General features: G+C 35.4%; 10 protein-coding genes, 2 tRNA genes and 1 riboswitch. Of the genes, 1 reads left to right on the forward strand and 11 read right to left on the reverse strand.

Going from position 1 to position 12,899, the window contains the following annotated elements; all coding sequences use genetic code 11:
* Positions 1 to 167: 167 nt before the first annotated feature.
* The 7 genes from AB5359_RS05270 to leuS all read right to left on the reverse strand — a co-directional run bounded on the left by AB5359_RS05270 (position 168) and on the right by leuS (position 8,938).
* Positions 168 to 1,094 (reverse strand): D-alanyl-D-alanine carboxypeptidase family protein, encoded by a 927-nt coding sequence (locus tag AB5359_RS05270; protein ID WP_035429951.1) that lies wholly within the window; start codon positions 1,092 to 1,094, stop codon positions 168 to 170.
* A 36-nt stretch (positions 1,095 to 1,130) separates the two neighbouring features.
* Entirely contained in the window at positions 1,131 to 1,808 is a 678-nt protein-coding gene (locus AB5359_RS05275) for a L,D-transpeptidase (protein ID WP_048685528.1), read from the reverse strand.
* A gap of 5 nt (positions 1,809 to 1,813) precedes the next feature.
* Positions 1,814 to 2,659 (reverse strand): NAD(P)H-hydrate dehydratase, encoded by an 846-nt coding sequence (locus AB5359_RS05280; protein ID WP_048685525.1) that lies wholly within the window; start codon positions 2,657 to 2,659, stop codon positions 1,814 to 1,816.
* A gap of 45 nt (positions 2,660 to 2,704) precedes the next feature.
* The gene (locus tag AB5359_RS05285; protein ID WP_039157298.1) at positions 2,705 to 3,451 is read right to left on the reverse strand and encodes a hypothetical protein; all 747 of its coding nucleotides are present in this window, start codon (positions 3,449 to 3,451) and stop codon (positions 2,705 to 2,707) included.
* Between the two features lie 71 nt (positions 3,452 to 3,522).
* Positions 3,523 to 4,656 (reverse strand): Mbeg1-like protein, encoded by a 1,134-nt coding sequence (locus AB5359_RS05290; protein WP_048685522.1) that lies wholly within the window; start codon positions 4,654 to 4,656, stop codon positions 3,523 to 3,525.
* Positions 4,657 to 4,763: 107 nt separating this feature from the next.
* Positions 4,764 to 6,422 (reverse strand): polysaccharide biosynthesis protein, encoded by a 1,659-nt coding sequence (locus AB5359_RS05295; protein WP_049161257.1) that lies wholly within the window; start codon positions 6,420 to 6,422, stop codon positions 4,764 to 4,766.
* 101 nt (positions 6,423 to 6,523) lie between these two features.
* A complete protein-coding gene (gene leuS, locus AB5359_RS05300) occupies positions 6,524 to 8,938 on the reverse strand; it encodes a leucine--tRNA ligase (RefSeq protein WP_039157305.1) in 2,415 nt (804 codons plus the stop codon).
* A gap of 243 nt (positions 8,939 to 9,181) precedes the next feature.
* On the opposite strand from leuS, the gene AB5359_RS05305 reads away from it, so the two are divergent.
* Positions 9,182 to 9,889, forward strand: coding sequence for a phosphatase PAP2 family protein (locus tag AB5359_RS05305; protein WP_077410173.1), 708 nt, complete (start codon positions 9,182 to 9,184; stop codon positions 9,887 to 9,889).
* A 48-nt stretch (positions 9,890 to 9,937) separates the two neighbouring features.
* Here AB5359_RS05305 and AB5359_RS05310 read toward each other — a convergent pair whose 3' ends face one another.
* From AB5359_RS05310 to AB5359_RS05325, 4 genes are all read right to left on the reverse strand, one after another.
* On the reverse strand, positions 9,938 to 11,395 hold the full coding sequence (locus AB5359_RS05310; RefSeq protein WP_048685515.1) for an MDR family MFS transporter: 1,458 nt from the start codon (positions 11,393 to 11,395) through the stop codon (positions 9,938 to 9,940).
* Positions 11,385 to 12,593, reverse strand: coding sequence for a methionine adenosyltransferase (metK, locus tag AB5359_RS05315; protein WP_020807865.1), 1,209 nt, complete (start codon positions 12,591 to 12,593; stop codon positions 11,385 to 11,387). Before metK ends, AB5359_RS05310 begins: the two co-directional genes overlap by 11 nt.
* Positions 12,591 to 12,662: riboswitch (SMK box riboswitch) on the reverse strand. Its footprint overlaps the gene before it by 3 nt.
* Positions 12,663 to 12,739: 77 nt before the next feature.
* Positions 12,740 to 12,812 (reverse strand) — tRNA-Val (locus tag AB5359_RS05320).
* Positions 12,813 to 12,838: 26 nt separating this feature from the next.
* Positions 12,839 to 12,899 (reverse strand) — tRNA-Glu (locus AB5359_RS05325).

Raw genomic sequence — 12,899 nt, forward strand, 5'->3', positions numbered from 1 at the left:
TTAAAATTGTAGTTAAACACGCCTTCATATCACTCTATTGCCTAACTTCCACCAACCATAGACTCGCTGAAAATAGATTAATATTACTACTTTTAACTCTTTATCATGAAGATTATATCAGCAATCTTAGCCAAAGTGCAATATTAAAACGAATTCATAGCTAAATTTTAATTAAAAGAATAATTAAGTAACTTTTTTGTTTCTGAAAAGCGCTCGTTATCATTTTGAGCACCCAAAATCACTGTAATTACTCTCTTATTATTTTTATCCATTGTACAAGTAAAGCAAGCGCCAGCTCCATCAGTTGTTCCTGTTTTTAACCCATCAACAGGATAATTAGGATCGTAGTCTGAAAGTCCACTTAGCATTTTATTGCTATTAGTCATTAATGTATTTCTAAAATCGGACTTTGCTACTTTAGTCGTACTTAAAACTTCAGGATAATCTGTAACTAATTTTCTCGCAATAATTGCCATATCATTAGCACTCATTTTATTTTCAATTGTCGTTGTCATCCCTAAGAAGTTTTTATTTTTCTCCGGTAACCCATCAACTGTCACCAATTTAACATTATGAAGTTTCCATTTATTGGCCTGCTGCCGCATTTGATTTAAAAAATTAGTCTCACTTCCGCTAACTGCAATCGCCAGCATACGAGCTGCATTATTAGCTGACTTTATCAATGCCGCATCATAAAGTTCTCTAACAGTGTATTTTTGACCTAAACTAAGTGGCACACCTGCATAATCAGGATTAGAACTTAAATTAATGATTTCTTGAGTAGGACTAACAGTTGTATCCCAAGAAATTTTCTTCTCTTTAATTGCTTTTAAGGTTAAGTAAGCAGTTAACAACTTAGTCATTGAAGCAATTGGCAAACTTTGATTGGCATTTTTGGCATAAATGACGTTTTCATTTTTGGCATCAATTGCTACGGCAGCTTTAACATTTAAGTTCACTTGATCGGCATGATAATTAGACGGCATCCCATTTGGACCATGATCATTTTTCCACAGAAAAAAGCAAATAATAATTATTGCTATACCTATTATCCACAGAAATTTTTTTCTAGATTTCTTTTTTGCATGCCTCATTTCGTCACCTAATTTCTTTCGCTGCACATATTTAGTCTACTCATCCTTTACTACAACCTTAGTGCCAACAGGTAATTTTTCATATAGCCATTTAGAATCAGGAATACTCAAGCGAATGCAACCATGCGAGGCTTGGGTTTTACCAAGTTTCTTTGCTTCATTTTTCATGATTTTATTATTACCATCTGTTGCGACCGAATGAAAGAGATAAGTTCCATGGCCGTGCCAGCTAATGTAAGTACGTGCGCCAACCTGGAGACTCTGGTTAAAAAATGTTGCTCCCCTTTCAGCTTCGACAGCATAAGTTCCAGTTGGCGTTGCAGATTTACCATTATGATACACCCCGCAAGATGCAAGCATTGTGTAAACTGGCTTGTTACCATCCATAATATAAACACGATTTCCCTTAATTGAAACTCTTATCCACAAATTATTTAGTCTTACCAGATCAGGATGTGCCTTACTTTCACTTTTAACTTTCCAGCTACCAGCTGGCTGTAAATCTTTAGGATCCGGATATGGTAAATTAGAATCTTTATGTGTAACTTTTTTTACTTTTTGGGCTACTTTTTTTGTTACTTTACTGTTTACTATTTTATTTGGACTTGCCAGCGATACATTACGATGAGGAAATAAAATAATTGCAAATACTAAAATAGTTAGTATTGTTCCAATAATTAAAACAGAGTTTTGATATTTACTTATCTTTTTCATTTTATTCACTTCTCATATTTTCTCATCATTGCAGGAATAAGGGCTGACAGTTGTGTCGGTCGAACAATATAGTGTTTCTTCGCAATTTCATCAGCAGTTATTGAATGAATGCCCACAGCACCTGCTACAGTCTTTAAATTAGGTGTATATTGACCGCAGAAACCACCAATGATTCCAGCTAACGTGTCTCCCATTCCGCCAATCGCCATTCCTGGATTGCCAAAAGGATTCTGATAAATATTTCCTGCTTGATCATAAACTTTAGTATGATTAGATTTTAATACTAAAATAGCATTTTTCCTGGGGACTAATTCATTTAAAAAAGCTTGATTCGATTGATCATTTTGGTCAGCAATTTTTATTTTGCTCAATCTTTGCCACTCCATCTGGTGAGGTGTAAAAATTACTAATTTTGAGTTTACTGGCAATAAATCTTTTTGCTGGCTAATTAAATCAAGTGCACTTGCATCTAAAATCAATACTTGCTTTAAGCTAATGCTATCTCTAATAAGAGCCAAAATATCTCGTGCCTGGTCATCTAAACCAAGTCCCATCCCACAAACTACTACATTAGAGCCCACAATTAGATTTTTTAATTCATCTCTTTTATCCCAATCAAGAGCCATAATTTCAGGATCTCTGGCATGTAAGGCACTAATATTTACTGAATCTGTCGCCACCGTAGTCAAACCAGCACCACTGTTTAGTGCACCTTCTGCAGACATAATGAGAGCACCACCATATTTTTTATTACCACCAATTAATAGTACTCGCCCATAATTACCCTTATGTGTGGCACTTTCACGCTTTTTAATTACCTCAGATATTAGTTCTTTTGAAATACTTTTCATTTTTATCTTATCCAAAAAAGCCCATCAAATCGATGAGCTTCAGCTTTATAATTTATCGTTATTTTCCTTTTCTGCAAGTTCAACAGCATATTTTGTCAATTTATCAGCTGCTGTTTCTCGTGCATCTGTTTGAACGCCTAAAGCATAATGCTCAAAATTGTCCTTTAACTCTTTAGAAATCGTATTTTCATATTTTCCTAGTTCGCTATCACTAAATGGCTTAAGGAAATCAGTTATATTATCAAACAAACGCTCCATTGCATAACGAAGTTTTTTATCATCAACATGCTTATTTGACGAAATTTGCTTTTTAATTCTTTCAAGACTGTGAATGGTGTGTGGAAGTAAGATATATTCATCTTCCCTTCTTTGCCAAACAATAACTGCGTCAGTTTCAATATCGTTTAAATTATTTTGCACTTCATCTAAACTACTATCTGCACCAAAAGAATAACTTAATGAATTGTCATCTAAGTAAGCGGCATAATTATCATGCTTATCATCACTGCTACCATCATAGTTATCTAAAAAGTCACGAGCTGCGTTAATATCATGTTGCACTTCTCTCTTTTGAGCTACACTCAAATATTCGGGATCATAATCTTGATAAAGGTGAGTACCTTCTTCAAACTGAATTAGAAGCTGCTCGTCTTGTGCGTTTTTTAAGATCTTATCTATCTTTTTATATGTATCGGTTCCTAAGTAGAAATCTTTTTCATCAATATCAAAATTGAAATTGTTATAACAAGTATCACGCAATCCTAGCAAAGTCATATATGTATCTTTTTTCAATTTTGTCCACCTCTTTCAAACGTTATTTTACTCTTTTTCCTGATAAGCGGGAAATTTTAAATTTTTTATTACTATCGGCGTTGCTCATCTAAGATATTTTTAAAACTCATTAAATTATTTCTTCTCTGCTCACTGAGCGTTGTTGTACCTGAGTTAACATAAGCTTCAAATAATTTTCTAATTATTGGTTCCCATACCTCTTTTTTGACAGAACTATTTTTAATTAAACGAGTGGCTAGTTTATACGTTGTTTTAGGCGTTAATAGATTTCTAAAATAAATTTGATTAGTATCGCTAACAGTTAAATACAACATTTCAATGAAATCTCTTCGTTCAGCATCAGTAGTATTTTTTAGCCATTCAGCAATTGCCTTCCAGGAAATTTCAGAGGTACTATCTAATTGTTTTAAAGTCACAAACTTGTCATTTTTTACACGCCAATTAAACATGTCATGTTGAAGTATATTCACACCTGCAGCCGCTACAATCGTGCAATAATCTTTTTCTCCAATAAGATCATCTTGAAGTATTCCAATTAAGGATCCTTGTGGGATGTATTTATGGATTTTCCCTTTTAATTTTAAAAATTTATTTTTTAATCGATCTTGATTATGAAAGCCGGGACCATCAAAACAGTCTATTCTAACAATATTAGCTAAATCGACCTCTTTTAGGCCTAATGCAACGGCAAAAGCTAAATTACCACCTTTTGAATGACCTCCAATATAAAATTTCCCGGGAAATTTATTTCTTACTTTTCGATAATATGAACGGGCAAAATAGTGAGCTGGTACCCAATCTCTAAAAGACATATTAAAGTTTTCTTTCCATCCAATAGTCGTTGCTGTTGTTCCACGATAAGCAACATAATACTCGCCCGTAGCGACATAAAAAGCAACAGCATTAAACTGCATCTGTGTTTTTGCATCTACCTTACTAATGGCTTGATGCCAAGATACATTTTTAAAACGTGGATTTTTAATCATAATCTTGATTAATTTTTCGGTATTTTTTCCGCCAAGATTGCCTTGTGTTAAAGTCTTAATTTCGTCGTCTGAAGCCAAATCGGTCAACTTAGTGATTTGAGGAAGAAGATCAAAATTGCAATATGCTAACTGTGAAAAAATCATGCTGTCTATCTCGTTTAAAGAAGCTTCACTAAAGCTTTTCCTTTCTTTCGCAGCATATACAAGCATATTATTCATCTTTTCTTCCTCACTTTCTCTAGAATATTATATAATGAAGTTCCTTGGCAGGGGCAAAAAAGGGAAACTTAGGTATAATCACTAAGTTTCCCTTTTTCTCTATATTCTTAAATTCTAATATGCAATCTTGCTAATACTCGGTTAACCTTTGGTCCAATAATCTTTTGCGCTAAGCCAAATTTCACTGATAAGAATGCATACAAAATGCCACCAACAGCAACAGCAAGTATAACTAAAATAAAGGAAGTTGGACGACGCTCAGGCGAAATGAGTTTTCCACCAAAATCAACTACTCCAGTAACTACAACAAACATAGCCATTGAGAAAATTGCGATTCCAATGAATCTTCTGGATGTACGCCCACTATTATATTTGTATCTAACCTTTAAATGTTTCAAAGAAAGCCAAATAGTAATAATTAATCCAATATTTGTAGCTAAAAGTGGTCCATATACCTTAAATAATTGAATCATTGGTAACTGAACAGCAAATTTAATAATGATTCCCAAAACTAAGTATTTTATTGCTAGTCCATTTTCTGATAGTCCCTGTAAAATTGCCATTAAAACCGTAAAAAGTCCTAAACTGATTGCTGTAAAAGACGACAGGTATAAGACATTTGAGCCTAATGGATCATAGCCGTAAAAAATCGTATAAATTGGTGTTGCAATTGCAGCCATCCCTAAAGAAGCAGGAATCATAACAAATAGGAATAGTTCCAATGTGTTTTCAATTTGGCTAGAAATGCTAGCATAATCACGTCTTGCATGAGCACCTGACAAAAGTGGAATGGCAGTTACTGACATAGCAGTAGCTAAAGACACGATAATCATAATTAATTTATTTGCATTTAATCCAAATAACGCATACCATGACTCGATTTGATCAGAACTTGCATGAACAAACATCGCAATCATTGGGTGGAAAGTGTATTGGTCAATTAATTGAAATAATGTAATTCCTGAATCAATGATAATAAATGGAATTGACTGATTAATAATTTCCCAAAAAATCCCAGCAGTAGAAATTTTAATTGCATGATTTGAGTGCTCCATCAATGCGTTTAATTCATTTCTTCTACGATATAAGAACCAAACTAAAAGCAAAATTCCAAATACCGCACCAATAGCTGCAGCTAAATTTGATTGAACAACGGCATGGACATAGGAACCATGTTGAACTTGCATGATGATATATGCCGTTAAAAGCATCCACAATACACGAGCTAATTGTTCAACAAATTGAGACATAGCTGGAGGCATCATATCTGCATAACCTTGGAAATATCCACGCATTATACTCAAAATTGGAATAATTAAAACTGCATAAGATAAACTTCTCATTACAGCAACTTGTCGTGGATCACTTTCTGCCCCATGTAAGAGTGCGCCAATAATATTATCAGTAGCTAAAATTGGAGCACCGAAGTACATAATAGCAGCACAAATTACGCCAAAAATTGCCATCAAAATTAAGCCACGTCTAAACAGCTTACGTCCAATGTCATATTCATTTAGAGCATTATATTTCGCTACTTGCTTAGCAACTGCACCCGGAATACCAGCCGTAGAAATAATGATAAATAAGCTATAAATATTATAACTTTTCGCTGTTAGGGCATTAGCAATATTTCCATGGCTTCCCATCCAGGCATACCAAGGAATAATATACAATGCACCTAAAATTCGTGACACAATAGAGCCAAAGGTCATCCATGCGGAGCCTTTGACCATTGTCTCTTTAGTATTTTTAGTATTATTTTCCATAAAAATAAATTTTCCCTATATCCAGTTAAGCGTCTGAATTATATATTACTCATTAATGTAAACAGTATTTACAAATATTAATTATTTAGGAAAAACTTAAATTACTTAGCAACAATGTTAACGATCTTGTTTGGAATAACAATCACTTTCTTAACATCTTTTCCATCTAAGAATTTTTGAACATGGTCAAGAGAGAGAGCTTCTTTTTCTAAGGCATCTTTATCAGAATCTTTAGCAGCCTTAAATTTACCACGAAGTTTACCGTTAACTTGAACCATAATTTCAACAGTTGATTCAACTAATTTAGCTGGATCATAAGTTGGCCATTTAGCATAAGTAATTGATTCATCATGACCCAAGACTTGCCAGATTTCTTCCATCATGTGTGGCGCCACTGGAGCAAGTAACTTAACAAAACCTTCAGCATATTCACGTGGAATAGTTTTAGCCTTTTGAGCAGCATTTATAAATACCATCATTTGACTAATTGCTGTGTTGAAGTGTAAGGCATCAAAATCTTCCGTAACTTTCTTAACGGTTTCAGCATAAACCTTATCAAGTTCACCGTCATTTTTGTCAACAATTCTTTCTTGCGGAATTGCTTTTAAATCGAGGTCGTTAACAAATAGACGCCATACACGATCTAGGAACTTCTTAGTTGAAGCCGGGCCATTGTCATCCCAGTCAATTGAAGCATCAAGTGGACCCATGAACATTTCATACATTCTAAGTGAGTCAGCACCATATTCATCGATCACATCGTCTGGGTTAACTACGTTACCCTTAGACTTAGACATCTTTTCGTGATTCTTCAAAATCAAGCCTTGGTTATACAAACGTTGGAATGGTTCCTTGGTTGGTACAACACCTAAGTCGTAAAGTACCTTGTGCCAGAATCTAGCATAAAGCAGGTGGCGAACTGCGTGTTCTGCACCACCAATATAAAGGTCAACTGGAAGCCATTGTTTTAAGAGATCGTAATCAGCTAATTCTTTGTCATTGTGTGGATCAACATAACGCAAGTAGTACCAAGAAGAACCAGCCCAGTTAGGCATAGTATTGGTCTCACGTTTACCTTTTCGACCATTTTCATCAACAACATTGACCCAATCAGTTAAGTTAGCCAATGGACTTTCTGGAGTACCAGATGGCTTAATGTCAGTTGCATGTGGTAAACGAAGTGGTAATTCATCTTCAGGAACTAATGAAGTAGTACCATCTTCCCAGTGAATAACAGGAATTGGTTCACCCCAGTAACGTTGACGAGAAAAGTCCCAGTCACGAAGTTTATAGTTGACCTTCTTTTGACCAGCATTGTGATCTTCAAGCCATTCAATCATTCTCTTCTTAGCTTCTTCATTATCTAGGCCGTCTAAGAAGTCTGAATTAATATGCTTACCATTGCCAGTAAAGGCCTCTTTTTCTAAATCTCCGCCTTCAATAACTCGGTTAATTGGTAAACCAAATTTAGTAGCAAAAGCATAATCACGATCATCATGAGCCGGCACTGCCATTACTGCCCCAGTACCGTAACTTGCTAAGACATAATCAGAAATCCAAACTGGAACTTCCTTACCATTGACAGGATTAATTGCATAAGCACCTGTAAATACACCAGTCTTATCCTTATTTAGATCAGTTCTTTCAAGATCAGACTTAGATTCAATTTTCTTAATGTAGGAATCAACTGCTGCTTTTTGTTCAGGGGTAGTGATTTCTTGGACTAATTTACTTTCTGGAGCAAGTACTGTGTAGCTAACACCAAACAAAGTATCTGGACGAGTAGTAAAGACATCAAAAGTCTTATCACTATCTTTAACCTTAAAAGTAACTTGTGCACCTTCTGAACGACCAATCCAGTTGCGTTGCATTTCTTTAACTGGTTCTGGCCAATCTAAATCGTCTAAATCTTCAAGTAAACGATCTGCATAAGCAGTCATCTTAAGCATCCATTGACGCATATTACGGCGGTAAACTGGGTAGCCACCACGTTCAGTCTTACCATCAACGATTTCTTCATTGGCAACAACTGTCCCTAAATCTGGTGACCAGTTAACAGGAACTTCAGCTTCATAAGCTAAACCTTTCTTGTACATCTGTTCAAAAACCCATTGAGTCCACTTATAGTAGTTAGGATCAGAGGTTGTTACTTCGCGATCCCAATCATATGAAAAGCCAAGCTTATTAAGCTGCTTTTTGAAGTTAGCAATATTTTCTTTAGTAACTTTTTCTGGATCTTCACCAGTCTTTAAAGCATATTGCTCTGTTGGCAGACCAAATGCATCCCATCCCATCGGATGAAGCACATTATAGCCTTGTGCTCGCTTCATTCTAGAGATAATATCAGTTGCGGTATAGCCCTCTGGGTGTCCTACATGAAGCCCCTTACCAGATGGAAATGGAAACATATCTAAAGCATAATAGTTTTTCTTCTTAGGATCATTTCCTGTCTTAAAAGTATCATGCTCTGCCCAATATTTTTGCCACTTTTTTTCTACGGTTTTGTGATTGTACACCTAAATCTCTCCTTAAAATTAAAAAACGCCCTATGATAAAAATCATAGGACGAACTTCATTTTCGCGTTACCACCTAAGTTCCACACAGATTATGTGCGACACTCATGCCCCTTAACGCGGAAGGCAAACGATAGACTTCTCATAAGGGTAAGTTCACAGCATAACTGTTAAGCTTTGCACCTAACCAGCTCATCTCTAAAAACAATTATGACTTGCTACTACTCCCTAGTCTTTATTTTTTTATGGATAATGATTATAATTTACCACATCTACTAGAAATTACAAGGGGAGAAATTTTTTTGAAAAAGAAAGATAACAATATAGTCGTTCATGACACACTGGTTCCAGGATTTATTTTTTTAATTCTCTATGTAGTCTGGGCCCTTTTGGTCATATATAAAAATCCATTTATTCATTCTTTTGACCAAACAATTATTCATCTTATTTCTAATAACAATCCAGTCAACATTGCAATTGCAACTAAGTTAACTGTGATCGGGAATACTAGTACTTTAACGATTGCAACTATCGTTTTATTCATCGGTTTACTTATCGCTAAAAAATTTAGTTATGCTTTCTTTTCGGCGGGATTAATGATATGCGCCAATGGCTACAATTGGATTACTAAACATGCGGTTGAACGCCATCGTCCTTTAGTTCATCATTTAGTTTTTGCAGATGGTTATAGCTTTCCATCAGGCCACTCTGTCGGCAGCGCAACTTTCTTCGGAATTCTAATTATTTTAACTATCTTATTAGTTAAAAATAAATTTTGGCGCATCACGCTAATTATTATTTGGATTATTTTTCCACTGTTTATCGGTTATACTCGAATCTTCTGTCATGTTCATTATCCTTCCGATGTAGTCGGTGGATGGTTAGAAGGTACTACTTTTGTTTTACTAGGTTTTTCAGTTCTGTACCATTCTTACTTAAAAAAGCATAATTAAAAAAACGCTAACTGAGATCTAATCTAGATCAATCTCAGTTAGCGCTTTTTATTTTGCAATTTTCTTTTGCTTATAAAGTTGATTAAGAATTAAAGATAAAACAATAACAATTAAAGAAACTACATATACAGACTTTAACCCGCTTAATAATACTTGTCTTAAACCTGGTATTAAATTAGCAGCCAAATGCTTAGCCTTATCAGTTGAAACTATATCATTCATCATCTTTTGCGTTAAATTTGGATGATGCGATAATTGTTTAGCTACGACCACATTAAAAGTAATACCATAGATCGATACCATCATAGTCTGTCCTAAATATTTCATTAGTGTATTAAAACTAGTAGCAACACCAATCTTATCGCATCCAACAATTACTTGAGAGCGAACTTGTGAAGCTGTAGTAATAGCCCCAAAAGCTGTTCCGTTAAAGGCCGCAATTAAGCAAAATATCCAAAACGATGTGTAAATCGGAACTAAAATTAATGCTAAATCAGCGACTATCAAGATAAGCAGCATATAATCATATGTTTTCTTTATCCCCCATCGACCTAACATACCACCAATTAAAAATGAACCCACGATCCACATTAAAGAACTTGGTGTTACTGCAAAGCCAGCAACAGACGCACTTGTGGCATTTATTCCTTGCATCCATGTCGGAATATAAAATTCAAAGCCAATAACCACACCAGAAATAAGTAACGTAATCAAGTTAATCATTGTAAATTCTTTACTGCTTAACATATCCAGTGGCATAATTGGATCTTTTGCTCTTTTTTCAGCTTTGAAAAAGATAATCGCCGAAACAATAATAATAACTACTAAACCTAATAAGACAATATTTAAGCCATTTTCTAACTCTTGTAAAAATACCATTAAAGCCAATAAAAAGATAACCAAGCAAGTTGTTCCCTTTAAATCCAAAGTAGAATTACTGCTAGTTTTCCTTTCCTTTAAGAAGAAAACGACCAAAAGAAAAGCTATGATTCCTAACGGCACATTAATATAAAAAATCCAGTGCCATGAAAGATGCTGTACAATAAATCCACCTAATAAAGGAGCAATAACAGAAGCTACTCCCCAAAAGCCGGAGTTCAATCCTAACATTTTTGCTCTTTTTTCTAGTGTATATAAATCAGCGATGATTGTAACTGCCACCGGCTGAACAGCACCTGAACCTAATCCTTGAATCACACGGAAGAGAATCAGTTCTACCATATTTTGAGCAATTCCGCAGAGCGCAGAACCAACTACAAAAACCGCAATTCCAAATAGAAAAACAGGTTTTCTGCCAATACTATCAGCTAATTTTCCATAAATTGGAGTTGAAACAGCAGTCATCAATAAGAAAGTTGAAACTACCCAATTCATGATTTCTAATCCATTTAGATCAGAAACGATAGTTGGCATCGCCGTTGAAACAATGGTACCTTCAATTGCAGTCATAAAAGTCGTCAAAAAGATAGCAATTGTAACAATTTTAGTATTACTTCTATTTTGCATGCTCACTCACATAATTTTTCAAAGCTTCTACTTTATCAGTATGTTCCCAAGGTAAGTCAATATCTGTTCTTCCAAAATGTCCGTAAGCGGCTGTTTGACGGTAAATAGGACGTCTTAAGTTAAGCATCTCAATAATACCAGCTGGTCTTAAATCAAAGACATTTCTAACGGCTTCAACTAGCAAATCTTCACTTACCTTACTTGTTCCATGAGTATCCACCATGATTGAAACTGGATGAGCAACTCCAATTGCATAAGCAAGTTGAATTTCACATTGGTAAGCTAGATCAGCAGCTACAATATTCTTAGCTACATATCTAGCTGCATAACTAGCGCTTCGGTCAACTTTTGTTAAGTCTTTGCCTGAAAATGCACCACCACCGTGACGGGCATATCCACCATAGGTATCAACAATAATCTTTCGACCAGTTAAACCGGAATCTCCCTTAGGTCCGCCAATGACAAAGCGACCAGAAGGATTAATTAAGAACTTAGTATTTTCATCAAGATATTGAGATGGAATAACTTTCTTAATTACCATATCAATCATTGCTTCACGAATTTCATCATTAGTTACTGTTGCATCAGTTTGAGTAGAAATAACGACTGTGTCTACACGTTTTGGCTTATTGTCATCATCATATTCCACAGTTACTTGTGCCTTTGCGTCTGGTCTTAGCCAATCAAGACGTCCTTCTTTGCGAAGACTAGCAACCCGTCTCATCAATGAATGTGCTAAAGAAATAGGAAGTGGCATTAATTCAGGTGTTTCTTTAATCGCAAACCCAAACATTAAGCCTTGATCTCCCGCACCAATCTTATCCAAATCATCTTTATCTTCATGATTCTCACGTGTTTCTAGAGATTCATTAACACCGCCAGCAATATCACTCGATTGTTCATCAATATCAACCAAAATGGCACAATTATTACCATCAAAACCCAGTTCAGGACGATTATAACCAATTTCTAAAATTGTCTTTCGAACTACTGATTGTATATCTACATAAGCAGAAGTAGAAATTTCACCAACTACTAGTACAAGACCAGTAGTAACCGTAGTTTCACATGCGACACGACCATTTGGATCCTTAGCTAAAATAGCATCCAAAATTGCATCAGAGATTTGATCGGCAACCTTATCAGGGTGTCCTTCCGAAACTGATTCTGAAGTAAATAAACGTTTTTCTTTTCTCATAGAGTCCCCCATCTTTCGGTTACAAGGCATCTTCGCTAAAAAACGAATCCTTTCGGGACCTTAACCGAATAACAATATATACAAAATTTCGTTCATTAATTTTTAAACACAAAAAAAGACTACCATATTCGGTAGTCCATGAACGATGGAGGATACAGGGCTCGAACCTGTGACCTCCTGCTTGTAAGGCAGATGCTCTCCCAGCTGAGCTAATCCTCCAACAACCATATTTAATATGGTAATGACCCGTACGAGATTTGAACTCATGTTACCGCCGTGAAAGGGCGGTGTCTTAACCACTTGACC

The sequence above is a fragment of the Lactobacillus sp. RTP31084st1_F9_RTP31084_210423 genome, assembly GCF_040919545.1.
Lineage (GTDB): Bacteria > Bacillota > Bacilli > Lactobacillales > Lactobacillaceae > Lactobacillus > Lactobacillus paragasseri.